The following is a 23,672-nucleotide window of genomic DNA, read 5'->3' as shown; positions in this document are numbered from 1 at the left end:
ATCTGCGGCCCAAGAAAGTGACCGGCAAGGCGGCCGAGGCGGCGCTTGGCCGCGCCCATATCACCTGCAACAAGAACGGCGTGCCGTTTGATCCGGAAAAGCCGTTCGTGACCTCGGGCATCCGTCTGGGTGCACCGGCAGGCACCACCCGTGGGTTTGGCGAGGCCGAGTTCCGCCAGATCTCGCGGTGGATCGTTGAAGTGGTTGATGGGCTCGCCGCCAATGGCGAAGACGGCAACGGCGATGTCGAGGCCAAAGTGAAGGCCGAAGTCCAGGCCCTGTGCAACAGGTTCCCGCTTTACCCGACACTCTGACCACATCTGACAAACAAAAAGCGCCGGGAAACCCGGCGCTTTTTTTGTGGTGATATGAGGTCTAGCTGAGGTCAGGCGCGACCGGTTTGCCCGGTCGCCGCAACCGGGCGCCCGGTATAGGTGCGGTCATCCACCCGGATCACTACGGTACCATCCGCATTCTGGCTGACCATCAAACCCTGCACCGAAATGCAGCTGCCGATTGAGATTGTGCGCAACATTCCTAACCTTCTCCCCCACAGGAATTTAATTAAGTTTCACTCAACATGCTCGATTTTGAAATAGATAATTTAAAGAAACGGAAACAGAAGCCGCAGAAAAGTCACAATTGTCACGGCATCTCTTACAGCCAGTCGCGTAAAATCGGGATCAGGGGCAGGTCAGCAGGCGGCATCGGGTAGTCACGCAGCCTGTCAGGCGCAACCCAGGCGAGAACCTGACCCTCGCGCGCCACCGGAATGCCATCCCATTTGCGGCAGGCGAAAAGTGGCATCAACAGGTGAAAATCATCATAGCTGTGGCTGGCGAAGGTCAGCGGCGCAAGGCAGCTTTTCCAGGTATCGATGCCGATTTCTTCTTTCAGCTCGCGGATCAGGCAGGCCTCCGGGGTCTCACCCGGTTCGACCTTGCCGCCGGGAAACTCCCACAGACCGGCGAGGCTTTTGCCTGGCGGGCGCTGTGCGAGAAGAATGCGGCCATCAGCATCAATCAGTGCGACGGCGGAAACGAGCAGGGTTTTCATATGGCTCTCAGTCTGGCCGGCGCCGGGAGCGCTGCCCCCGGCGACTATCGGTTGGTTGAACCGGTGGCGCAAACGATCTTCGCACCCCCGGGATATTTACGGAAAGAAAACTGTCAGGAACGATAATCGGCGTTGATCGCGACATAGCGGTCGGTCAGATCGCAGGTCCAGACCGTGCGCCTTGCGCGGCCCATGCCAAGGCCGACATCGATCACCAGCTCCTGGCCCTTCATATAGCTGGCGCCGGCATCTTCGCTGTAGCCCGGTGATTTCCAGCCCTTTTCCGCCACAAGGATATCTCCGAAACGGATGGTAAGCCGGTCACGTTCGGCCTGGGCGCCGGATTTACCGACCGCCATCACGATGCGGCCCCAGTTCGGATCCTCGCCGGCGACTGCGGTTTTCACCAGCGGCGAATTTGCAATGGCGAAGGCCACCTTTGCCGCATCCGCATCAGTCGCAGCGCCCGAGACCCGCACCTCGATCAGCTTGGTCGCGCCCTCGCCGTCGCGCACGACCTGAAGCGCGAGATCCTGCATCACCTGGGCCAGCGCGGCATCGAATGCCTTAAGCACTGCACCTTTCAGGGGTGCGGCCTCTGACTGGCCGGTTGCGGCGACCAGCAGCGTGTCAGAGGTCGAGGTGTCACTGTCGACGGTGATCGAGTTGAAACTGTCATCGACATGGCGCGAGACCAGTTTCTGCAGGCCCGCCTGGCTGATCTTTGCATCGGTGAAAATATAGACCAGCATCGTCGCCATATCGGGCGCGATCATGCCTGAGCCCTTGGAGATGCCGGCGATATGGATCGGGCCACCTTCGCCTTCGATCGTCGCGGTGGCGCCTTTGGGGAAGGTGTCGGTGGTCATGATCGCCTGAGCGGCGCCTTCGATTGCGGCCTCGGTCAGACTCTCGGTGAGATCACCGATCACGGCGGTGATCTTCTCCGCCGGCAGCGGCTCGCCGATCACGCCGGTCGAGGAGGAGAATACGCGCGTGGCCGGGATCCCGAGCGCTTTCGCGACAGCCCCCGTCACATCCGCCACCGCCTTATCGCCGACCTTACCGGTGAAAGCGTTGGAATTGCCCGAGTTCACAATGATCGCCGCCCCGGTGCCGGGCGCCGCCTTCAGAGCCAGTTTCGCCTCGCAATCCCGCACACAGCCCGAACGGGTGGTCGAACGGGTAAAGGTCCCGGCCATCACCGTGCCCGGGGCAAGCCGCACCAGCATCACATCCTTGCGGTTGCGATATTTGATCCCGGCCCCGATCGAGGCAAATTCTGCCCCCCGGATCACCGGAAGCGCCGGGAAACTGGCCGGAGCCAGCGGCGACACCGGATGCGCGGCCTTGTGAACCACCGCCGCGACCTCGTTCAGCGCGCCAGAGGCCGCGCCGGAGACCGCTTCGGTCACGCGGTCTTTCAGCTTGCGCACCTTTTTCTTCAGGTTCTTCGCTTCGGCTTTCCAGTCAGTCTTTGCCATTCTATCCCCCGCCGCTCAGTCAATCAGAGCGTTGTTCTTCAAAAGAGCCGGATCGATGCCCTCACCCGGCTTTGTGATTGTCGCCGCGCCGGTCAGCTCGGTGATCTTCGCCGCAATGGCACGTTCCTCGACTTCACCCGCGAGCACATCGCGCACCTCGTCCAGCGTCGGAGCCGGGCGGTCGCGGCTTTCATGAACCAGGATCAGGTGCCAGCCGAAATCGCTCTGCACCGGATCGGTCACCTTGCCTTGGGTCGCAGCCGCCACCCCATCCGCGAAGGGCTTCACCATGCGGTCCAGCGTGAACCAGCCCAGCTCGCCCCCCTGCTCTCCCGACCCCGGATCATTCGATGCTTCCTTCGCGAGAGCCGCGAACTCCGCGCCGCCATCCAGCTCGGCCTTCAGCTCCTTCGCCTCGGCCTCGGTCTCAACCAGGATATGCGCCGCACTGTATTCCTTTTGTGGCACATGATCGGCGTATTTCTCATCCCAGGCCTTTTGCAGGGCTGCATCAGTCACCGCCGCACTGGCCACATCCGAAATCACAATCCCCGAGAAATAGCCGCGTTCGTTATTGACGATCACCGCCTTGTCGCGCGGGCTTTTCTGGCTATGGGCCTGAGCCAGGGCCTCTTGCTGGATCAGCTGTTCCAGGATGCCCTTGAAGAGAACGTCATCGGCGAGGCTCAGATACTGGTCGGGCAGGCTTTCCCGCAGGGCGATCATCTGGCCGAGGGTGATCTCGGTCCCGTTCACGGTTGCGACCACGGTCGCGGCGGTTTCCCCCTCTGCCAGGGCCGGCCCGTTCGCAAGCCCGGTCGCGAGCCCGGCGAAAGCAGCGGCCACCCAGAAAACGGCAGCCCCCAGACGCTTTTCTATGGCCATTTCAGCTTCTCCCGATCTGCCGCAGAGCCTGCGAACGTTGACTATGATCCTTGCAGCCCTTACATCGCGACAGTCGCGTGATCGGGGCGCAAATACGGACCTACCCGGCTTTTCTATGGAAGGCGTTAAGGGCGGGCAAGTCACAGCCTCACGAGATCACGCAGGAACGACCGCACGGAGAGATCATGCTGGGTCTGGGAACGCTCGCGAAAAAGGTCTTTGGCACCGCCAATGACCGCAAGGTCAAGGCCACTCGGTCGCTGGTCGCCAAAATCAACGCGCTCGAGCCGGAATTTGCCGCGCTGAGCGATGAGGGCCTTGTCGCGAAGACCCGGGACTTTCAAAAGCGCGTGCAGGACGGCGGCGAAAGCCTCGACGATATCCTGCCCGAAGCTTTCGCGAATTGCCGCGAAGGGGCGAAACGTTCGCTGGGGCTGCGCGCCTTTGATGTGCAGCTGATGGGCGGGATCTTTCTGCATCAGGGCAATATCGCCGAGATGCGGACCGGCGAAGGCAAGACGCTTGTCGCGGCTTTTCCGGCCTATCTCAATGCCCTGACCGGCAAGGGCGTGCATGTCGTGACCGTCAACGACTATCTCGCGAAACGCGATGCTGACACCATCGGCAAGGTTCATGCCAAACTCGGCCTGACGACCGGCGTGATCTACCCCTGGCAGCCCGACCCGGAAAAGCGCGCCGCCTATGCCGCCGATGTCACCTATGCGACCAATAACGAGCTCGGCTTCGACTACCTTCGAGACAATATGAAGGGCTCGATTGAAGAGATGATGCAGCGCGGCCATAATTTCGCGATTGTGGACGAGGTCGACTCGATCCTGATCGACGAGGCCCGCACGCCGCTGATCATCTCGGGGCCGAGCCAGGACCGCAGCGACCTTTATCTCTCGGTCGACCGGCTGATCCCTTCGCTGGTCGAAGAGGATTTCACCCTCGACGAAAAAGCCCGCAACGTCACCTATACCGAAGCCGGCAACGACCATATCGAAGAGCTTTTGCGTGAAGCGGGCGTGTTGCCGGAAGGCCAGCATCTTTTCGCGCCGGAATCGACCTCGATCGTTCACCATATGAACCAGGCGCTGCGCGCCCATAAGATGTTCCACCGCGACCAGCAATATATCGTCCGTGATGACGAAATCGTGCTGATCGACGAATTCACCGGCCGCATGATGAAGGGCCGCCGGTTGTCGGACGGTCTGCATCAGTCCATCGAGGCGAAAGAGGGCGTGACGATCCAGCCCGAAAACGTGACGCTCGCCTCGGTGACCTTCCAGAATTACTTCCGCCTTTACAACAAGCTGGCCGGCATGACCGGCACCGCCGCGACCGAGGCCGAAGAGTTCATGCAGATCTACGGGCTTGGCGTGGTCGAAGTGCCCACCAACCGCCCCGTGGCGCGCAAGGACGAACACGATCAGGTCTACCGCACCGCCCGCGAGAAGTTCCTCGGCATTGTCGAGACCATCCGTGAGGCGCATGAGATCGGTCAGCCCCTGTTGGTCGGCACCACCTCGATCGAGAAATCCGAAGAGCTTTCCGCCATGCTGAAAGCCGAAGGCATCGCGCATAACGTGCTGAACGCCCGCCAGCATGAGCAGGAGGCGAAGATTGTCGCCGATGCCGGCCGTCTGGGTGCGGTGACCATTGCGACCAATATGGCCGGACGCGGCACCGATATTCAGCTCGGCGGCAATGTCGAGATGAAGGTGATCGAAGAGCTGGACGCCAATCCGGAGGCAGATCCGGTGGCGCTGCGTGCCCGGATCGAGGCGGAACATGCCGATGAAAAGGCGAAGGTGCTCGACGCCGGCGGGCTTTTCGTGCTTGCCACCGAACGCCATGAATCGCGCCGCATCGACAACCAGCTGCGCGGCCGGTCGGGCCGTCAGGGTGACCCGGGGCGCTCGTCGTTCTTCCTGTCGCTGGAAGATGACCTGATGCGGATCTTCGGGTCCGAAAGGCTCGACAAGATCCTCTCGACGCTGGGGATGAAGGAAGGCGAGGCGATTGTTCACCCCTGGGTCAATAAATCGCTGGAAAAAGCCCAGGCAAAAGTCGAAGGCCGCAATTTTGACGTGCGCAAGTCGCTCCTGCGCTTTGACGACGTGATGAATGACCAGCGCAAGGCCGTGTTCAGCCAGCGCCAGGACATCCTCAGGGCCGAACATGTCTCGGAAATCGCCGAGGATATGCGCCACCACGTGATCGACGACATGGTCGATGAATTCATGCCGCCGAAAACCTATCCCGACGCCTGGAACCTTGAGGGCCTGCGCGAGGCAGGCCGCCAGCGGCTGAACATGGATATGCCCATCGAGACATGGGCCGCAGAAGAGGGTGTCGACCAGGCCGCGATGGCCGAGCGCATCATCGAACATTCCGACCGCTATATGGCTGAAAAGCTGGAGGCTTTTGGCGCCACAACCATGGTGCAGATCGAAAAGCAGGTGCTTTTGCAGGCCATCGACGGCAAATGGCGCGATCATCTTCTGCGGCTGGAACATCTGCGGTCGGTGATCCATTTCCGCCAATATGCGCAGCGCGATCCGCTGAACGAATACAAGACCGAGGCCTTCCAGCTGTTCGAGACCATGCTTGGCAGCCTGCGTCTGCAGGTGACGGAACAGCTGTCGCGTATCCGCCCGCTCTCGAAAGAAGAGCAGGATGCGATGATGGCACAATTGCTGGCGCAGCAACAGGCCGCCGCCGGGATCGAGGTCGGGCCGGCCACTGCGCCCGCCGACCCCGCGCCGGCAGACCCCGTGCCGGCAGCGCCGCTTGCGTCAGGCTTTGACGAATCGGACCCCGCCAGCTGGGGCAATCCGGGCCGCAATGATCCCTGCCCCTGCGGCTCGGGCGAGAAATTCAAGCATTGCCACGGCAAACTGGTCTGAAAATCCGGAAAAATGGCAGAGAAGGGGCGGCATTAACCGCCCCTTTTCAATTCGGTGGTTCTCTTATGGGAAACATTCCACAGGCTCGCCACGGGATTGCCGCGATCTCTCGCGATATTTGCACCAATGCGGGCGATTCCGGGTATGCTGACTATGGGTACGAAACGCACTATTTTGCGCGTGACGATGGTTCTCTTCCTCGCTTTGGGCGCGGGGCATCTTGTGCAGACGATGCATAAGAACCAGCCCGGGCAGGTGGCAAAGGCCGGCTCACTCGGTGGGCTGCAACAGGTTGTCGCCGGGGCAGAGCACCGGGTCCGTCCGAAATCCGGGGCCGGCGCGCGCGCGGCCGTGACAGTCATCCATCCGCCGCAGATCCAGGATGAGCCCCTCGCCGACCCTGCCCGACCTGAGCCCAGCGATGATCAGTCAGCATTGCCTCCTGGCCCTGACAGATTTGCAATTGTTGCGCCGCCGAAACCTCTGGCCGCCATCACACATCCTGGCGCCTGAGCATCCCTCCGCGTGGTCTGGCTCAGCTGAGGCCGGTTCCCTCCATTAAGGTGTTGAAGAATCCGGCATCGCAGCGGAAAATGGCGTTGGTGAATTAATCCCGGTGGGAAAAGATGCTAACGCGGCCAGGCGCGGCGATTTTCTTCGCTGTGCTGTTTTTCCTGTCTCACTCGCCTGTCGTGCAGCCCGCCCAGGCGCAGGATATCACGCTGATCTCGCGTGAGGGGAGTATCGTCCTGCCCGGCAGCCTTCAGGGCTATGACGGCGAGTTTTACCGGATCGAAACCGCCTGGGGGCTGCTGACCGTCGATGGCCAGGGCGTGATCTGCGAGGGTCCGGCCTGTCCGGATCTGACCACCCCTCATGCCGATATCCGCGTGGTCGGCGCCCCGGATGCCGGAGCACGGTTGTTGCCTGGCCTTTTCAGCAACTTTGCCGCCGTGCGCGGATTGGCCTTTCGCGAAGTGACACCGCAAAATGACGCCTCCTGGGCGGCGCAAATCTACAAGGCACAGGATGATACCGTCCTTGCCGATATCTCTTTCTCGCCAATGCTGCCGGGCCAGGCCCAGGCGGCGCTGGCAAGTGGTGCCGCTGAAATGGAGCTCTCCGCTTCGCCCTCGCGTGCTTCGGGAGCGCGCCCGATAGCGCTGGACGCCCTGGTTCCGGTGATGGCACCGGGCAATCCGACGCCGAAGATCTCGACCGTCAACCTGGCGAAGGTTCTCGCGGGTCAGCTGAAGAACTGGCGCGACCTCGGCGGGCCAGACATGCCGATCGTCCTTCACGCATTGGCGCCCGATACCGACATGACGCGCGCCCTGTCGGAACGCCTCGGCGCGCCGATAAAGGCCGATATAGTTCACCCCGATATGCAGCACCTCGCCGAGGCGGTGGCGAAAGACCCCTGGGCCCTGGCAATCACCGGACGTGCCGAGATGGCCCCCGCGATTCCCGCACCGCTTGTCGACAGCTGCGGCTTTCCACTGCTGCCGCTGCCGATTTCTGTCAAAGCCGAGGACTATCCCCTGGCTTTGCCACAATTCCTGATCCCCGCCCCGCGTCGCATTCCGGTTTTCGCGCGCGAGTTCCTGGAGTTCACCGCCACCCCCCGCGCGGGCCATGTTGTGTCCGCGGCCGGCTTTATCGACCGCTCGGTCGAAGCTGCGCCGATGACCCAGGACGGTCTGCGGCTGATCAATGCGATCCTCGGCGCCGGCGATGATGTGACGCTTGGCGATCTGAAACGGCTCGCCGAAGTGATGAACGGCGCTGACCGGCTGTCGCTGACCTTCCGCTTTGAAGAAAACACCTCCATTCTTGATGCGAGCAGCCAGGAGAACCTGGCCCAGCTGGCGCGGATGATCGCGTCCGAGAGCTTCCCCTCCAAGACGCTGATTCTTGCCGGCTTTTCTGACGGCAAGGGCGAAGCAAGTGCCAATAAGGCGCTTTCAGCGGAACGCGCCGAACGGGTGGCCCAGGATCTGGCGGATCTCGCACCGGATCTGCGGGCCGATCAGATCCCGGTGACCGAGGGCTTTGGCGAGGCCCTGCCGATGGCCTGCGATGAGACCGTCATTGGCCGCCGGCTGAACCGGCGAGTCGAATTGTGGATCGTGCCGAATTTCACGCCTGAACCGCTCTGATCAGAGATAGCCCTGCGAGCGGAAGCTCATTTCCCTTCCCTTTCCGATAACCAGATGGTCGTGAAGCGTGATGTTCAGCGCGCGGCAGGCATCCTGAACCTGAAGTGTCATGGTGACGTCGCAATCCGAGGGCGTCGGGTCGCCCGACGGGTGGTTGTGGACCAGGATCAGCGCCGAAGCGTTCAGTTCCAGCGCCCGTTTCACCACCTCGCGCGGATAGACCGGGACGTGATCGACGGTGCCCCGCGCCTGTTCCTCATCTGCGATCAACACATTCTTGCGGTCAAGAAACAGGATGCGGAACTGTTCGGTCTCTCGATGCGCCATCGCCGTATGACAATAATCCAGCAGCGCATCCCAGGAGGAAAGCACCGGCTGGTTGATCACCCGCGCCCGCATCATCCTCTGCGCCGCCGCGCCGACGATATGCAGCTCCAGCGCCACTGCCTCGCCAACACCCTTCACCTGCATCAGCCGGACCAGCGGCGCCGTGACCACGCGGTTGAAATCGCCAAAGGTCTCGAGCAGCAGACGCGCCAGCGGCTTTACATCCTGCCGGGGGATCGCCCGGAACAACAGCAGTTCCAAAAGCTCGTAATCGGGCATCGCCACCGCCCCGCCTTCGAGAAAACGGGTGCGCAACCTTCGGCGGTGGTCCTGGATATAGCTCGGAAGCCGCCCACCAGGCGCAGTTGCCACCGGCGTGGCAAGGGCCTCATCCCCGAAGGGGAGAAAGGGCGGCATGGATGATTCTGCGAAGGAATGATGCTTTGCCATGCCAGCAGATTGCGGCCCAGCGGTTTAGAAAGACTTAATACCACAGTTAAACACAGAAATATCCACAGCCGCATGCAGGCAGTAAAAAGGCCGGCCCCGCCCGCGGAACCGGCCCCAATATCGCCCGGACTGAACGGGTCAGCCCTTCATCCCATCCCAGAAGCCTTTGACTTTCGAAAAGAAATTTGACCCCTCCGGGTTGTTTTCTTCTGAGAGCTTCTCGAATTCGGTCAGCAGTTCTTTCTGGCGCGACGTCAGATTGACCGGCGTTTCGACCCGCAGTTCGATCACCATATCGCCGACCCCGCCGCCGCGCAGCGCCGGCATGCCCTTGCCCCGCAGCCGCATCTGTTTCCCGGATTGCGCACCGGCGGGGACCTTCACGCGGCTCCGTCCGCCGTCGATGGTCGGCACTTCGACCTCGCCGCCAAGCGCGGCGCGGGCCATGGAAATCGGCACCGGGAAGAAAAGATGCACGCTGTCGCGCTGGAAGAGTGCGTGCTCTTTCACCTCGATAAAGATGTAGAGATCGCCGGAAGGTCCGCCGCGCAGCCCCGCCTCGCCCTCACCGGCGAGCCGGATGCGGGTGCCGGTCTCGACACCGGCCGGAATGTTGACGGACAACTGGCGGTCTTTTTCAAGCCGCCCTGCCCCGTGGCAGTTCTTGCAGGGGTTCTTGATGATCTGACCGGTGCCCGAGCAGTTCGGGCAGGTGCGTTCGACGGTGAAAAAGCCTTGCTGCGCCCGCACCTTGCCCATGCCCGAACAGGTCGGACAGGTCTGTGGCTCGGCGCCGCCTTCGGCCCCCGACCCATGACAGATATCGCATTGCACCGAGCCCGGCACCGAGATCGTCTTATGGACGCCCTTCCAGGCCTCCTCCAGCGACACCCGCAGGTTATAGCGCAGATCCGAGCCACGCTGCGCCCGTTGCCGGCCACCGCCGCCGCCGCCCTGGCCTCGCCCGCCCATGAAGTCGCCAAAGAGATCCTCGAACACATCCGAGAACGCGCTCGCGAAATCGCCCTGCTGGTTAAAGCCGCCGCGCTGGCCACCGCCCCCCATGCCGCCCTCGAAGGCCGCATGACCAAAGCGGTCATAAGCGGCTTTCTTCTCGGCATCCTTCAGAACGTCATAGGCCTCGTTCGCCTCTTTGAACTGAGCCTCGGCCTCGGGATTGTCAGAGTTGCGGTCGGGATGAAGCTCTTTCGCCTTCTGGCGATAGGCTTTCTTCAACTCATCAGCGCTGGCCCCGCGGGATACCCCGAGAACCTCGTAGTAGTCGCGTTTTGCCATAGCAAAAGCCCTCTCCTGACCGGCGAAGGGCGACCCATTGGGCCGCCCCCGTTTCCGGTCAAATCGGAATTACTTCCGCTTGTTGTCGCCAAGATCCTCGAAGTCGGCATCGACGATGGTGTCATCATCGACCGGACGCGCCGCGTCGCCATCGTCGTCGCTGGCCTCGCCGGCCTGCGCCTTGTAGATCGCCTCGCCAAGCCGCATTGCCGCCTCGGTGAGGTTCTGGATCCCCGATTTGATCTTGCCGGCATCTTCGCCTTTCAGCGCCTCTTCCAGCGGGACCATGGCGAATTCAATCGCCTCAACGGTCGACGGATCGACTTTCTCGCCGTGTTCCTTCAGCGATTTCTTCGTGGAATCGAGCAGGCTCTCGCCCTGGTTCTTCGCCTCGACCAGCTCACGCCGTGCCTTATCGGCATCGGCATTGGCCTCGGCGTCGCGGACCATTTTCTCGATATCCTCATCCGAGAGACCGCCCGAGGCCTGGATGGTGATCTTATGCTCGCGATTGGTGCCCTTGTCTTTCGCCGACACCGACACGATGCCGTTGGCATCGATGTCGAAGGTCACTTCGATCTGCGGCACACCGCGCGGGGCTGGCGGGATCTGTTCCAGGTTGAACTGGCCAAGGATCTTGTTATCCGCCGCCATTTCGCGCTCGCCCTGGAAGACGCGGATCGTCACAGCCGACTGGTTGTCCTCGGCGGTCGAGAAGACCTGGGATTTCTTGGTCGGGATCGTGGTATTGCGGTCGATCAGGCGGGTGAAAACACCGCCCAGCGTCTCGATGCCAAGCGAAAGCGGGGTCACGTCCAACAGAACCACGTCTTTCACGTCGCCCTGCAGCACGCCAGCCTGAACGGCTGCGCCCATCGCAACGACTTCGTCCGGGTTCACGCCCTTATGCGGCTCTTTGCCGAAGAACTTGGTGACCTCTTCGATCACGCGCGGCATCCGGGTCATACCGCCGACCAGAACCACCTCGTCGATATCGTCCTTCGACAGGCCAGCGTCTTTCAGCGCGGCCGCACAGGGCTTCATCGACTTGACGATCAGATCGCCGACCAGGCTTTCCAGTTTCGCGCGGGTCAGCTTGACCACCAGGTGAAGCGGCTGACCGGTGTTCTTGTCCATCGAGATGAACGGCTGGTTGATCTCGGTCTGGCTTGCGCTCGACAGCTCGATCTTGGCCTTTTCAGCCGCCTCTTTCAGGCGCTGCAGGGCCATTTTGTCCAGCGTCAGATCGACGCCATTGTCCTTTTTGAACTCATCGGCCAGATACTGGACGATGCGCATGTCGAAATCTTCGCCACCAAGGAAGGTGTCGCCATTGGTCGATTTGACCTCGAAGAGGCCGTCATCGATTTCCAGAATGGTGATGTCGAAGGTACCGCCGCCAAGGTCATAGACCGCGATGGTCTTGGTCTCTTTCTTGTCGAGACCATAAGCCAGCGCAGCTGCGGTCGGCTCGTTGATGATGCGCAGCACTTCGAGGCCAGCGATCTTGCCAGCGTCTTTGGTGGCCTGACGCTGAGCGTCGTTGAAATAGGCGGGAACCGTGATCACGGCCTGGGTGACGGTTTCACCCAGATAGGATTCGGCGGTTTCCTTCATCTTCTGCAGGATGAAAGCCGAGATTTGCGAGGGCGAATATTTCTCGCCGCGCACCTCGACCCAGGCGTCGCCATTGCCCGAATCGACAATGTCATAGGAGACGAGCTTCTTGTCTTTTTCGACTTCGGCATCACCGATGCGGCGGCCGATCAGACGCTTCACCGCGAAAACGGTGTTCGAGGCATTGGTCACCGCCTGGCGCTTGGCGGCCTGACCGACCAGACGCTCGGTCTCGGTGAAGCCGACGATGGACGGGGTGGTGCGGGCGCCTTCCGCGTTTTCGATGACGCGCGGTTGCGAGCCATCCATGATGGCGACGCAGGAGTTGGTGGTGCCGAGGTCGATACCGATGACTTTGGCCATATTTGTATCCCTTTCTTCAGGCGATCTCCCCTGTCGCTGCCCGGAAACTTCGGCACAGGATCAGGGTTATGGATTGGAACGGGTGACGCATCACCCTTTGACTGGCCGTATATAGGCAGGGGCAATTCCGCCTGCAACGGGACATGGGCGGAGTCTGCGGCGATTTTTCACGATCCTGTGCCCGATCTGCACGCAATCGGGCGCCTCGCAGGGCAAGGCTCAGCGCGCGTCAAGGGTGCAGCAGCCCTGGAAGGCCCGCGCCTCGCCCTTCGTCTGGCGCGCGACAAAGGCTTCGAAGCCGTAAACCCGGTCGGACATGCCGTCAGAACAGGTGCCGCGCGTGACGGTCAGGCTGAAGACCTCAACGGCCCCTTTTGCGGTTTTTCCGGCAAGGCTCACGAACCAGACCATATCCCCCGAAGGTGCGGCGAAGCGGGGCTCGGACAGATCCAGCGCCGACAGCACCGCGAGGGGTTGCGGCCTGTCCTCCGGTGCGGCCCATGCACCGCTTTGCGTGCCAATAGCGCCGCCGCTGTTCAGGCTCCAGAACGGTTCCGTGCCGTGACAGAGGAAGGGGCGCGGGGTGGTGCGGCTCGCCACCGGCAGCGGGCGCAGATAGCGCATCGCAACCCAGCCATTGCCCTCAGCGGTGCCGACCTGGCCCCATTTGCCGCTTTCGCTCAGCCGGATCACTTCGACCCCTTCGGTGCCGGGCGCGATGGTGCCAAGGATCGCCGCCCCTGCCTCGGGCGCGGCCCGGATATTGAGCACATCATCAGCGGCCACGCCCTCGACAGAATAGAGCGCGGGCAGGGTCTCGGCCTGCAAAACCGCGCCCGGAGCCAGAGCCATAATGGCCAGGGCCGCAACGGCGAGACCCGTGAGACAGCGGCGGATCACCGGCGTTTCCCCCAGCTGGCCGAGGCATATTTGCGGGTGAAGAACTGGCCCATCAGCCCGATCATCAGACAGACCATCACCGCCCAGATCGGATATTCGATATTGGTGTAGCGCGGCTGATAATTCAGGAAAATATCGCCACGCGCCTGGTCAATCGTGTGATAGAGCGGATTCCAGTCGAATTTGCTGCGCAGCCAGGACGAGGCCTGATTGGCCACGAACATCTTGCCCGAGGCGATCATATTCGCGCGCTGATAGATCGTCGACAGAATGCCCACCAGATCCGGTTGCCAGGGCTTTGCGGCGTAGAAGATCAGGCCAATCGCCGCGCCTGAGGCCCAGGACAGGATGAACATCCCCAGGGTGCCGACCGGATCGAAAATCGTGATCGGCTGCATCACCGCATGATAGACAAACAGGATGACCCCGGCCGCGAATGTCTGCTTATACAGCGCCGCCAGCGCAGCCGAGACCACCGCGATGATCGGGTTCATCGGTGCATGCATCATCATCGCCGAGGCCGGGCTGTCCGCCGCCGCCACTGCGCCAAGCGCTTTCACATGGGTCAGGAACATGAAGACGCCCGACATCACATAAAGGATGAAATCGCCGCGCAGCGCCAGTCGCCGCATCCCCAGCAGATCGAACATCACCACAAACAGCACCAGCACCAGCACCGCCTGCAGCACATTCATCACCAAAGCGACCACCGCATTGGAATGCGAGCCGCGCAGCTGGCGCACGGTGGCGTGGTAGATCACCTCGATAAGTTCGAAGCCGGTCCGCATATGCGAGATCCGTTGCGCCTCTGGTCGGAACATGGATGATGCCCTTGCTGCCTCTGGCCGTCGCGCCGTGCTTCACTGCCGAACCGCGGGCAGCGCCCCCTGCGGTCGGCAGACTATCCCCTGGAAAAGCGTCTGAAACGGGGCAGTTCCTGGAATTCTGGCAGCGATTGCTTGCCGATCCCTTTCTGCGCGAGGATAAAGGGCTGCAAACCCTGTGGCAACAGGCGCCATTTCGCGCCCCATCAGACCAGACCGGAGCATTTCATGGACTTTGACCGCCTCGTCACCGTCATACGCCGCCTCGCGCTCGAGGCCGGGGACCGGATCATGGAAGTCTATAACGGCCCGGATTTCGAGGTGAAGGCCAAGGGTGATTCGAGCCCGGTGACCGAGGCCGATGAGGCCGCCGATGCGCTGATCTCGGCCGGGTTGCGCGCGGAGTTTCCAGACCTGGTGCTGATCACCGAGGAACAGGCCGCAAGCCATGCCCTGACCGCCTCGACCTTCCTGATCGTCGATCCGCTGGACGGGACCAAGGAATTCGTGCAGCGCCGCGGGGATTTCACCGTCAATATCGCCTATGTCGAAAATGGTGTACCGCGCCATGGTGTTGTCTATGCGCCTGCAAAGGAACGGCTTTTCTATACCCTGGCCGATGGCACCGCTGTCGAGGAGGCCGGCCCCTTCGACAAGGCCCGACCCGGCGCGCTGACGCCGCTGCGGGTCAATGCGGCGCCGGATAACGGCGCGCTGATGGTGGTGGCTTCGAAATCGCACCGCGATGCGGCCACGGATGCCTATATCAATCTTTATGCGGTCAGGGATTCGAAAAGCGCCGGTTCCAGCCTGAAATTCTGCCTGGTCGCGACCGGTGAGGCCGATCTCTATCCGCGCCTGGGCCGTACCATGGAATGGGACACTGCCGCAGGGGATGCCGTGCTGCGCGGGGCCGGCGGCGAGGTGCTGCATTTCGACAGCCACGCCCCCCTGACCTATGGCAAACCCGGCTGGGACAATCCTTTCTTCATTGCCCGCGCCCCCGCAGTCTCTCTGAAGGATCCGGGCTGAACCGCATTGCCTGAGGTTTGCACAATTCAACCTGAGGCAGAATTCGTCACACGCTTTCGCGCTGTACTTTAGCAGAATCTCGCCTAGAAACACGTTGGCGCCAAATTCAGGACAAATTGTTCTGGGAAGAGCTCAAATTGAGGTGCAAATGCTGCGCCGGAATAAACACGAGTGCGATCATGAAGCCCCAAAAAGTCACTAAAGCCGTCTTCCCTGTCGCTGGCCTCGGTACCCGTTTCCTTCCGGCCACCAAGTCGGTGCCCAAAGAGATCATGACCCTCGTCGACCGCCCGCTGATCCAATATGCGATCGACGAAGCGCGGGCTGCAGGGATTACTGAGTTCATTTTCGTGACCTCGCGCGGAAAATCCGCGCTTGAGGATTATTTCGACCGCGCCCCCGAGCTTGAAAGCGAGCTGAACCGCAAGGGCAAGACCGAGCTGCTGAAGGTGCTGGAAGACACCAATATGGATTCCGGCGCCATCGCCTATGTCCGCCAGAATCGCCCGCTTGGCCTTGGTCACGCCGTCTGGTGTGCCCGCCGCCTGATCGGGGATGAGCCTTTCGCTGTGCTTCTGCCCGATGACGTGATCGCTGCAGAGCAATCCTGCCTCGCGCAGATGGTCGAGGCCTATCAGGAAACCGGCGGCAATATGGTTGCGGCGATGGAAGTCCCGCCCGAGAAAGCATCGTCCTATGGCATGCTCGATATTGCCGAGGACCGTGGCTCAATCGTGCGTGCAAAGGGGATGGTCGAGAAACCGAAGGCCGAGGATGCACCTTCGAACCTCGCGGTGATCGGGCGTTACATCCTTGACCCGAAAGTGCTGCACAACCTGCATGAAACCAAGCTTGGCACCGGCGGCGAGATCCAGCTGACCGATGCCATCGCGGAAGAGGCGGGCTGGGGCGGCACCGGGGTGTACGGCTACCGCTTCCGGGGCATGCGCTATGACTGCGGCTCGAAAGCGGGCTTTCTGCAGGCGACCGTGGCGTTCGGCATGTCGCGCCCCGATCTGCGCGATGAGTTCACGGCCTATCTCCATGACATGATGGTGCAGCTCAAGGCGGCTGAGTAAGCTCATGACGGCGGGCGCAGCCCCCCGCCTGACATATGCGATCGGCGAATTGCCGGCCGCTGAAGACAGCCGCCAGAGCCTGATCGGGGCCTGGCGGTTGCGCAACCGGCGCCGCCTTCTGCTGGCGCGGGCGCTGCGCAAAAGACGCGAGCTCACCCGGCTGACCGACCGCACCGGAGCGATCCGGAAAGGCGCCATTCTTTGCGCGATGGTGGTCAGGAACGAGGCGGCGCGGCTGCCCTGGTTTCTGGCGCATCACCGCCGGCTCGGCGTGGATCATTTCCTGGTCATAGACAATGCCAGCACGGATGGCAGCGAAGCCCTGCTGCGCGATCAGCCGGATGTCTCGCTCTGGTCAACCCCCGGCTCTTATCGCAAATCTCGCTTCGGGCTGGACTGGCTGAACTGGGTGCTGATGCGGCACGGGAATGGCCATTGGTGCCTCGTGCTCGATGCCGATGAGTTGCTGGTCTACCCCTGGCACGAAACCCGCCCTTTGCCCGCGCTGACCGCCTGGCTGGACGGCAAGGGCCGCAGGTCAATGCCCGCAATGATGCTGGACCTCTACCCCGAAGACCGGCTGGGAGAGCAGCCCTATACCCCCGGCACCGACCCGCTTAACCTGCTGCAATGGTTTGATTCCGGCAATTACAGCCTCCAGGTGCAACAGCCGCTGCGCAATCTCTGGATCCAGGGCGGCCCACGCGCGCGGGCGTTCTTTGCCGATGATCCCCGCCGCGCCCCAACGCTGAACAAGATCCCGCTGGTGAAATGGTCCTGGCGCTATGCCTGGCACAATTCGACACATTCGCTGCTTCCCGCACGGCTCAACCATGTCTTTGACGAGACCGGCGGCGAGATGACCTCGGGCGTTTTGCTCCACACCAAATTCCTGCCTGAAATCATTGCGAAATCCGGTGAGGAGAAAGAGCGCCACCAGCATTTCGCCGATCCCACCCGCTTTGGCAGCTATTATGACGGGCTGATTGCCGCGCCGCAGCTGAAGACCCCGCAATCGCGCCGCTATACCGGCTGGCGCCAGCTGGAGGCGCTTGGCCTCATGTCACGCGGGGGCTGGATATGAGCCGCCGCCTGCAAACATCTTTCAGCCTGGTGAAATGTTTACTTTGTGACGGCATATCTCTAGCTATCAGGATAGCAATTTCCATAATGGAAACAATGCCAGATGACAAAAGCAAGACTATGGTGCCGGTTCATGTAAAACGCAGCCCAGGCCGTCAAGGTGCGGGGGGAAGACAGGCCCGGCGCTCCCCGTTCGGGGTCGGTGCAGCCGGCTGCGACCGGAGGCCCGCATGAGCCTGACCGGATCCTACCGCCTGCGCCTGCGCCGCAAGCGCCTGATCGGCCGCGCGATGTTGCGGGGCCGCGAGCTGCGCCCGATCGCGCTGCGCACGGATGCGGTCCGCGGCGGTGCCGTCCTGCTTTTTTGCACGCTGAGAAACGAGCGGATTCGCCTGCCCTGGTTTCTGGCCTATTACCGCGATCTCGGCGTCAGCCATTTCTTTTTCGTGGATAATGACAGCGACGATGGCAGCCGCGACTATCTCGCGAGCCAGCCGGATGTCTCGCTCTGGACCACGAAGGCAAGCTATAAGAACAGCCGTTTCGGCATGGACTGGATCACCGCGCTGCTGCGGCGCTACGGTCATGGCCACTGGTGCCTGACCGTCGATGTTGATGAATTCCTGATCTACCCGTTTTGCGAGACGCGGCCTCTGCGGGCGCTGACCGACTGGCTCGACACCAGCGGCATCCGCGCCTTTTCGGCAATGCTGCTGGATATGTATCCCAAAGGCCCGGTCCAGGATCAGCCCTACCGCGAGGGCCAGAACCCGTTCGAGATCGCGGAATGGTTCGATTCCGGCAATTATACGATCAGCCGCAACTGGGGTTATGGCAATCTCTGGATCCAGGGCGGGCCAAGGGCGCGCACCTTCTTTGCCACCAATCCGCGCGCTGCACCGGCGCTGAACAAGGTGCCGCTGGTGCGCTGGCACAAAAGCTACGCCTATATCAGCTCGACCCATATGCTGCTGCCGCGCGGGCTGAACCTCGCCTTTGACGAATGGGGGGGCGAAAAGGCCTCAGGCTGCCTTCTTCATGCCAAGTTCCTGGATACATTTGCAGCCAAGGCGCAGGAAGAAATGGCGCGCGGCGAACATTATGCCGACAGTCGTGAATACAAGGCCTATCTGGAGGGGCTGAAGCAACAGCCCGATTTCTGGTGCAAATGGAGCGAGAAATACATCAACTGGCGCCAGCTGGAGATTCTGGGCCTCATGTCCAAGGGGAACTGGGCATGAGCACCGGGAAGAGCAGCCCGGGGAAAAGCAGCCCGGGGCAGAACAGTCTGGGCTTCGTTATGCTCTGCCATACCGCGCTGCACCGCGCGGCCCAGGTGGCGCGCTACTGGGCCGAACGCGGCTGCCCCGTCGTGATCCATGTCGACCGCTCGACCCCGGATGCCAAATTCGACATCCTGTGCGATCAGCTGAAGGATCTGGAAAACATCCGCTTTTCACCGCGCCATATCTGCGAATGGGGCACCTGGGGGATTGTGGCCGCCACCCAGGAAGCCAGCGAACTGATGCTGAAGGACTTTCCCGAGGTGCGCCATGTCTGCCTCGTATCGGGATCCTGCCTGCCGCTGCGCCCGATCGAGGAATTTCGCGACTATCTCGACGCCCGGCCGCGCACTGATTTCATCGAAAGCGTTACCACCGCGGATGTCGGCTGGACGGTCGGCGGGCTGAATGCCGAACGGTTCACGCTGCGCTTTCCGTTTTCCTGGCGCAAGAACCGCTGGCTTTTTGACACCTATGTCGAGCTGCAGCGCCGGCTGAAAGTACGGCGCAGAATGCCGCTGAGCCTTGTGCCGCATCTGGGCAGCCAATGGTGGTGCCTGACCCGCCAGACGCTCTCGGCGATCCTGGAAAGCCCTGACCGCGCCAGCTATGACACCTATTTCCGCCGCGTCTGGATTCCGGATGAAAGCTATTTCCAGTCGCTGGTGCGGCTGTTTTCCACCAGCGTCGAAAGCCGCTCGCTGACCCTGTCGAAATTCGATTTCCAGGGCAAACCGCATGTTTTCTACGATGATCACCTGCAGCTCCTGCGCCGCTCGGATTGCTTTATCGCGCGCAAGATCTGGCCGCGGGCGAACCGGCTCTATAACACCTTCCTGCATCCCGACGCTGCCAGCCAGCCGCGCGCCGAGCCCAATCCCGGCAAGATCGACCGGCTTTTCGCCAAAGCGGTCGAACGCCGTACCATGGGCCGCGCCGGGCTTTACATGCAGTCACGCTTCCCCAATCGTGAGCAGGCAAATGGCCGCACCGCCGCCGCCTATTCGGTGTTTGAGGGCTTTGCCGAACTGTTCGAGGATTTCGACACCTGGCTTTCCCGGGTCTCGGGCACCAGGGTGCATGGCCATCTCTTCGCCCCCGAAGGTGTCGAATTCGCCGGCGGCGAGGTGATCTATAACGGCTCGCTGAGCAATTCCGCACGGCTGCGCGACTATAACCCGCGCAGTTTCCTGACCAGCCTGATCTGGAACACCAGGGGCGAACGGCAATGTTTCCAGTTCAGCCCGCGTGACAGCCAGAAGATCATCCCCTTTATCGCCGGCGATCCCCATGCGCAGATTTCGGTCGTCTCCGGCGCGTTCTCGGTTCCCCTGTTCCACTCCAACCTGAATTTCAGCGAGATCAGGGCCGAAGCGGCCCGGCTTCAGCGCATCGAGGCCGAAATGCTGACCCTGTTGCGCGCCCCCGATGTGAAGGCGCGCGTCCGGGTCTGGAACCTCGCGGAATTCGTCGAGAACCCGATGGAACCGCTGCAAATGATCGTTGACGAAATCAGCCCGCGCTCGCTCCGGCGCCTGACCGAGGTGCCGCGCCTCAGGGATCTGACCGGCTTTGGCCAGTTCCTGCAAAACCTGCGCAACCAGGGGATGAAGCCCGAACTGATGGGCGATTTCCCTGCCGGCGGCGAGATCCCCGGCCCCGGCAACCGCCGCCCGCGCCCCTATCTGGTGAAGTGACCCCCAATGTCTGACACAGCAGCGGCGGGGCCGCGCTTTACCTCATTCGTCATGCTGGCCGAAATGCGGACCGGCTCGAATTTCCTCGAAGCCAATCTGAACGCGCTCGAGGGCGTCACCTGCCTCGGGGAGATGTTCAACCCGATGTTCATGGGCGGAGCAAAGCGGCAAGAGGGCTTCGGCTATGATATGGAGGCGCGCGAGAAGGATCCGCTGGGTCTGTTGCGCGCCATGCATGACCAGACCCCGGGCCTTTCGGGCTTTCGCTATTTCCATGATCACGACCAGCGCATCCTGCCCGCCGTGATGGATGATCCCGCCTGCGCCAAGATCATCCTGACCCGCAACCCGCTGGAAAGCTATATTTCCTGGCAGATTGCCCGCGCGACCGAGCAATGGCGCCTGACCAATGTCAAAAACCTGAAAACCGCCCGGGCCGAATTTGAACCCGCCGGGTTTGAGGCCCATCTGGAAAATGTGCAGGAGTTCCAGATCCGTCTGATGCACAGGCTGCAGGTCTCGGGCCAGACGGCCTTTTATATCGATTATGAGGATATTCAGGATCTCGAAGTTCTGAATGGTCTGGCGGCCTGGCTGGGCGTCAGCGCCCGGCTTGAGGCGGTGGACACAACGCTGGTCAAACAAAACCCCGGCGCGATTGCCGACAAGGTGACCAATCCGCAGGTGATGGAAGAGGCGCTGTCGCGGCTGGACCGTTTCAACCTCGCGCGGACCCCGAATTTCGAACCCCGCCGCAGCGCAGCCGTGCCGTCTTTCATCGCCTCAGACCAGGACCGCCTGCTCTATATGCCGGTCAAGGGCGGGCCGGTGACCGAAGTGACAGCCTGGCTTGCGGCACTTGGCGATGTGAGGGGCGAATTCAGCCGCAAATCGCTGCGCGACTGGGAAATGTCGCATCCCGGCAATCTGAGCTTTACCGTGCTGCGCCATCCGCTCTTGCGCGCCCATACCGCCTTTCTCGACCTGATCGTCTCGGGCCGCCTGAAAGAGCACCGCAATGCGCTGATCCGTGCCCATCATGCCGAACTGCCGCCCAGGGGCCAGGCGTTCGCCGATATCGACCGCCACCGCGCGGCCTTCCTGGCGTTTCTGCGCTATGCAAAACTCTCGCTGAGCGGCCAGACCAGCCAGCGCGTCGATCCGCACTGGGCGAGCCAGACCGCGATCCTGCAGGGCTTTGCCGGGCTGCGCAGCCCCGATCTGGTGATCCGCGAAGAGCGGCTCGCCACCGGCTTCGCGCATCTCGCTTCTGAACGCGGGTTCAGATCGCCCCCCTTTACCATCGCCCCCGAACCCACAGGCGCGCTCGAAAACATCTGGTGCGAAGCGCTGGAAACCGCCGCGCAGGACGCCTGGCCCAGGGATTATTCCGCTTTTGGCTTCGGCCGCTGGAAGGCCTGACACCGCCGCATCTGACATCGGTGGATGCCTCCGGCGGGGATATTTAGAGACAGAAAATAGATCTCTTCTGCTCTCATTTTCTGTCCTTAAATATCCCGGGGGGCCTCCGAAGGAGGTGGGGGCAGCGCCCCCTGCAACGCCCGCCAAGAGGATTGCCGCAGTTGACCGGGACCGGGTGGAGGATTAGTTCCATCTGGCATCCGTGTGAAAGTGACCCAATTGGCTATTCATCTGCATCAGAACGACCTGCCCGACGGGCTCGACCTTGGCGCGGTCGTCGCTGTCGACACCGAAACCATGGGGCTTGATCCGCGCCGCGACCGGCTGTGTGTGGTGCAGCTCTCGGATGGCACGGGAGACGCGCATCTGGTGCAGATCGCGCGCGGCCAGACCTCAGCCCCCAATCTCGAGCGGCTGCTGACCGATCCGGCAGTGCTCAAGCTCTTCCATTTCGGCCGGTTCGACATTGCTGCCATGAAGCGCGCGTTTGGTGTCACCACCGCTCCGGTCTGGTGCACCAAGATCGCCTCCAAGCTGATCCGCACCTATACCGACCGTCATGGGCTGAAATACCTGCTCGCCGATCTCGTTGGTGTCGATGTGTCGAAACAACAACAGACCTCGGACTGGGGCTCGGAGCAGCTTACCGAGGCACAAAAGGAATATGCGGCGTCAGATGTGCTTTACCTGCACCGGCTGAAAGCGGCGCTGGAGGAGAAACTGACGCGCGAAGGCCGGCTGGCGCTGGCAGAGCAGCTTTTCGCCTTCCTGCCGGTCCGGGCCGAAATGGATCTGCTGGGCTGGGATGATCTGAATGACATCTTCCACCATTGATCCGGCCATCATTGATCCGGCCGCCCTGCTGGCCACCGGCCAGCGGGTGATCCGGCGCGAGGCCGGGGCGCTGGACGTCCTGGCAGGCGCCATCGGCCAGAGTTTCACCGATGCGGTCGCGCTGATCCTGAAGGCACGCGGGCGCGTGGTCGTCTCGGGCATGGGAAAATCGGGCCATATCGGCAGGAAGCTGGCCGCGACCTTTGCCTCCACCGGCACGCCGGCGCAATTCGTACATCCGGCTGAGGCCAGCCATGGCGATCTTGGCATGATTGCCGAAGGCGATGTCCTTTTGATGCTGTCGAATTCCGGCGAGACGCCGGAGCTCGCCGATATGCTGGCCCATGCGCGCCGCTTTGGCATTCCGCTGATCGGCATTGCGGGCCGCGAGGGGTCGACGCTCTTGCGCGAGGCCGATGTGGCGATCCTGTTGCCCACTGTGCCTGAGGCCTGTGAGACCGGCATCGTGCCGACCACATCGACCACGATGACGCTGGCGCTTGGCGATGCGCTGGCGATTGCGCTGATGGAACATCGCCGGTTCACGCCTGAGCATTTCCGCACCTTCCATCCGGGCGGCAAGCTCGGCGCGCGGCTCTTGCGGGTGCGTGATCTGATGCACCGTGACCCGCCGCTGATTGCGCCTGACACGCCGATGCCTGACGCGCTGATCACCATGACCCGGGCGGGGTTCGGCGTGGTCGGCGTGGCCGGCACCGACCGCCTCCTGCAAGGGATCATCACCGATGGCGACCTTCGGCGGCATATGGACGGGCTTTTGAGCCTCAGCGCCGGTGAAGTGATGACCGCCCGCCCGCTGACCATCGCGCCCGAGACCCTCGCGGTCGAGGCGCTTGGCCTGATGAATGAGCGCAAAATCACCTGTCTGATGGTCACCGATGTGACCGGGCTGGCAGAGGGGACCCTGCATATCCATGATTGCCTGCGCGCAGGCGTGGCCTGAAACCG

18 protein-coding genes and 2 pseudogenes are annotated in these 23,672 nt (G+C 62.1%); 11 read left to right on the top strand and 9 right to left on the bottom strand.

From position 1 onward, the window contains the following. A pseudogene (gene glyA, locus JC607_RS15635) lies at positions 1-314 on the top strand (serine hydroxymethyltransferase); the annotation flags it as partial. 71 nt (positions 315-385) lie between these two features. Here glyA and JC607_RS15630 read toward each other — a convergent pair. The 4 genes from JC607_RS15630 to JC607_RS15615 all read right to left on the bottom strand — a co-directional run bounded on the left by JC607_RS15630 (position 386) and on the right by JC607_RS15615 (position 3,425). After that, positions 386-535, bottom strand: a complete 150-nt coding sequence (locus JC607_RS15630) for a hypothetical protein (protein WP_198837832.1) — start codon at positions 533-535, stop codon at positions 386-388. A 122-nt stretch (positions 536-657) separates the two neighbouring features. Further along, positions 658-1,056, bottom strand: a complete 399-nt coding sequence (locus JC607_RS15625; RefSeq protein WP_092899649.1) for a (deoxy)nucleoside triphosphate pyrophosphohydrolase — start codon at positions 1,054-1,056, stop codon at positions 658-660. Positions 1,057-1,169: 113 nt separating this feature from the next. Then, positions 1,170-2,540, bottom strand: coding sequence for a bifunctional glutamate N-acetyltransferase/amino-acid acetyltransferase ArgJ (argJ, locus tag JC607_RS15620; RefSeq protein ID WP_198837831.1), 1,371 nt, complete (start codon positions 2,538-2,540; stop codon positions 1,170-1,172). A gap of 15 nt (positions 2,541-2,555) precedes the next feature. Beyond that, complete coding sequence (locus JC607_RS15615) at positions 2,556-3,425, bottom strand: peptidylprolyl isomerase (protein WP_198837830.1); 870 nt, start codon at positions 3,423-3,425, stop codon at positions 2,556-2,558. Between the two features lie 185 nt (positions 3,426-3,610). On the opposite strand from JC607_RS15615, the gene secA reads away from it, so the two are divergent. Beyond that, the gene (gene secA / locus JC607_RS15610) at positions 3,611-6,337 is read left to right on the top strand and encodes a preprotein translocase subunit SecA (RefSeq protein WP_198837829.1); all 2,727 of its coding nucleotides are present in this window, start codon (positions 3,611-3,613) and stop codon (positions 6,335-6,337) included. Positions 6,338-6,963: 626 nt separating this feature from the next. Then, positions 6,964-8,496 (top strand): phosphate ABC transporter substrate-binding/OmpA family protein, encoded by a 1,533-nt coding sequence (locus tag JC607_RS15605; protein WP_198837828.1) that lies wholly within the window; start codon positions 6,964-6,966, stop codon positions 8,494-8,496. On the opposite strand, the gene radC is transcribed toward JC607_RS15605, so the two are convergent. From radC to JC607_RS15580, 5 genes and pseudogenes are all read right to left on the bottom strand, one after another. After that, on the bottom strand, positions 8,497-9,273 hold the full coding sequence (gene radC / locus JC607_RS15600; protein ID WP_198837827.1) for a DNA repair protein RadC: 777 nt from the start codon (positions 9,271-9,273) through the stop codon (positions 8,497-8,499). It lies immediately after the preceding gene. Positions 9,274-9,411: 138 nt separating this feature from the next. Then, complete coding sequence (gene dnaJ / locus JC607_RS15595) at positions 9,412-10,569, bottom strand: molecular chaperone DnaJ (RefSeq protein WP_092899663.1); 1,158 nt, start codon at positions 10,567-10,569, stop codon at positions 9,412-9,414. A 69-nt stretch (positions 10,570-10,638) separates the two neighbouring features. Then, positions 10,639-12,555: pseudogene (gene dnaK / locus JC607_RS15590) on the bottom strand (molecular chaperone DnaK); the annotation flags it as partial. 213 nt (positions 12,556-12,768) lie between these two features. Beyond that, the gene (locus JC607_RS15585; protein ID WP_198837825.1) at positions 12,769-13,449 is read right to left on the bottom strand and encodes an SH3 domain-containing protein; all 681 of its coding nucleotides are present in this window, start codon (positions 13,447-13,449) and stop codon (positions 12,769-12,771) included. After that, positions 13,446-14,270 (bottom strand): ABC transporter permease, encoded by an 825-nt coding sequence (locus JC607_RS15580; protein ID WP_198837824.1) that lies wholly within the window; start codon positions 14,268-14,270, stop codon positions 13,446-13,448. The genes JC607_RS15585 and JC607_RS15580 overlap by 4 nt, the downstream gene beginning before the upstream one ends. A gap of 231 nt (positions 14,271-14,501) precedes the next feature. On the opposite strand from JC607_RS15580, the gene cysQ reads away from it, so the two are divergent. The 8 genes from cysQ (at position 14,502) to JC607_RS15540 (ending at position 23,667) form a co-directional block, all read left to right on the top strand. Beyond that, complete coding sequence (gene cysQ / locus JC607_RS15575) at positions 14,502-15,305, top strand: 3'(2'),5'-bisphosphate nucleotidase CysQ (RefSeq protein ID WP_198837823.1); 804 nt, start codon at positions 14,502-14,504, stop codon at positions 15,303-15,305. A gap of 179 nt (positions 15,306-15,484) precedes the next feature. Beyond that, entirely contained in the window at positions 15,485-16,384 is a 900-nt protein-coding gene (galU, locus tag JC607_RS15570; protein WP_198837822.1) for a UTP--glucose-1-phosphate uridylyltransferase GalU, read from the top strand. Between the two features lie 4 nt (positions 16,385-16,388). Beyond that, positions 16,389-17,468 carry a glycosyltransferase family 2 protein gene (locus JC607_RS15565; protein WP_198837821.1) on the top strand — a complete coding sequence of 360 codons (1,080 nt, stop codon included), beginning with the start codon at positions 16,389-16,391 and terminating at the stop codon, positions 17,466-17,468. Between the two features lie 229 nt (positions 17,469-17,697). Further along, positions 17,698-18,708, top strand: coding sequence for a glycosyltransferase family 2 protein (locus JC607_RS15560; protein ID WP_198837820.1), 1,011 nt, complete (start codon positions 17,698-17,700; stop codon positions 18,706-18,708). Then, complete coding sequence (locus tag JC607_RS15555; RefSeq protein WP_370584824.1) at positions 18,705-20,447, top strand: beta-1,6-N-acetylglucosaminyltransferase; 1,743 nt, start codon at positions 18,705-18,707, stop codon at positions 20,445-20,447. The genes JC607_RS15560 and JC607_RS15555 overlap by 4 nt, the downstream gene beginning before the upstream one ends. Before the next feature lie 6 nt (positions 20,448-20,453). Beyond that, positions 20,454-21,869: a sulfotransferase family 2 domain-containing protein gene (locus JC607_RS15550; RefSeq protein ID WP_198837819.1), complete on the top strand. Its 1,416-nt coding sequence runs from the start codon at positions 20,454-20,456 to the stop codon at positions 21,867-21,869. 219 nt (positions 21,870-22,088) lie between these two features. Continuing rightward, entirely contained in the window at positions 22,089-22,703 is a 615-nt protein-coding gene (locus tag JC607_RS15545; RefSeq protein ID WP_198837818.1) for a ribonuclease D, read from the top strand. After that, the gene (locus tag JC607_RS15540; protein ID WP_198837817.1) at positions 22,684-23,667 is read left to right on the top strand and encodes an SIS domain-containing protein; all 984 of its coding nucleotides are present in this window, start codon (positions 22,684-22,686) and stop codon (positions 23,665-23,667) included. The genes JC607_RS15545 and JC607_RS15540 overlap by 20 nt, the downstream gene beginning before the upstream one ends. The last annotated feature ends 5 nt before the right edge of the window (positions 23,668-23,672 follow it).

It is taken from the genome of Paracoccus sp. IB05 (assembly GCF_016405985.1).
GTDB lineage: Bacteria > Pseudomonadota > Alphaproteobacteria > Rhodobacterales > Rhodobacteraceae > Pseudogemmobacter.
This window is presented reverse-complemented; position numbering and strand designations above follow the sequence as displayed.

What these genes read in the sequence shown, in the direction of transcription:
- JC607_RS15580 (WP_198837824.1), bottom strand. Translation starts at nt 14,270, where the DNA reads ATGTTCCGACCAGAGGCGCAACGGATCTCGCATATGCGGACCGGCTTC.
- cysQ (WP_198837823.1), top strand. Translation starts at nt 14,502, where the DNA reads ATGGACTTTGACCGCCTCGTCACCGTCATACGCCGCCTCGCGCTCGAG.
- JC607_RS15605 (WP_198837828.1), top strand. Translation starts at nt 6,964, where the DNA reads ATGCTAACGCGGCCAGGCGCGGCGATTTTCTTCGCTGTGCTGTTTTTC.
- JC607_RS15625 (WP_092899649.1), bottom strand. Translation starts at nt 1,056, where the DNA reads ATGAAAACCCTGCTCGTTTCCGCCGTCGCACTGATTGATGCTGATGGC.
- dnaJ (WP_092899663.1), bottom strand. Translation starts at nt 10,569, where the DNA reads ATGGCAAAACGCGACTACTACGAGGTTCTCGGGGTATCCCGCGGGGCC.
- JC607_RS15615 (WP_198837830.1), bottom strand. Translation starts at nt 3,425, where the DNA reads ATGGCCATAGAAAAGCGTCTGGGGGCTGCCGTTTTCTGGGTGGCCGCT.
- JC607_RS15565 (WP_198837821.1), top strand. Translation starts at nt 16,389, where the DNA reads ATGACGGCGGGCGCAGCCCCCCGCCTGACATATGCGATCGGCGAATTG.
- argJ (WP_198837831.1), bottom strand. Translation starts at nt 2,540, where the DNA reads ATGGCAAAGACTGACTGGAAAGCCGAAGCGAAGAACCTGAAGAAAAAG.
- galU (WP_198837822.1), top strand. Translation starts at nt 15,485, where the DNA reads ATGAAGCCCCAAAAAGTCACTAAAGCCGTCTTCCCTGTCGCTGGCCTC.
- secA (WP_198837829.1), top strand. Translation starts at nt 3,611, where the DNA reads ATGCTGGGTCTGGGAACGCTCGCGAAAAAGGTCTTTGGCACCGCCAAT.
- JC607_RS15540 (WP_198837817.1), top strand. Translation starts at nt 22,684, where the DNA reads ATGACATCTTCCACCATTGATCCGGCCATCATTGATCCGGCCGCCCTG.
- JC607_RS15555 (WP_370584824.1), top strand. Translation starts at nt 18,705, where the DNA reads ATGAGCACCGGGAAGAGCAGCCCGGGGAAAAGCAGCCCGGGGCAGAAC.
- JC607_RS15630 (WP_198837832.1), bottom strand. Translation starts at nt 535, where the DNA reads ATGTTGCGCACAATCTCAATCGGCAGCTGCATTTCGGTGCAGGGTTTG.
- JC607_RS15560 (WP_198837820.1), top strand. Translation starts at nt 17,698, where the DNA reads ATGAGCCTGACCGGATCCTACCGCCTGCGCCTGCGCCGCAAGCGCCTG.
- JC607_RS15550 (WP_198837819.1), top strand. Translation starts at nt 20,454, where the DNA reads ATGTCTGACACAGCAGCGGCGGGGCCGCGCTTTACCTCATTCGTCATG.
- radC (WP_198837827.1), bottom strand. Translation starts at nt 9,273, where the DNA reads ATGGCAAAGCATCATTCCTTCGCAGAATCATCCATGCCGCCCTTTCTC.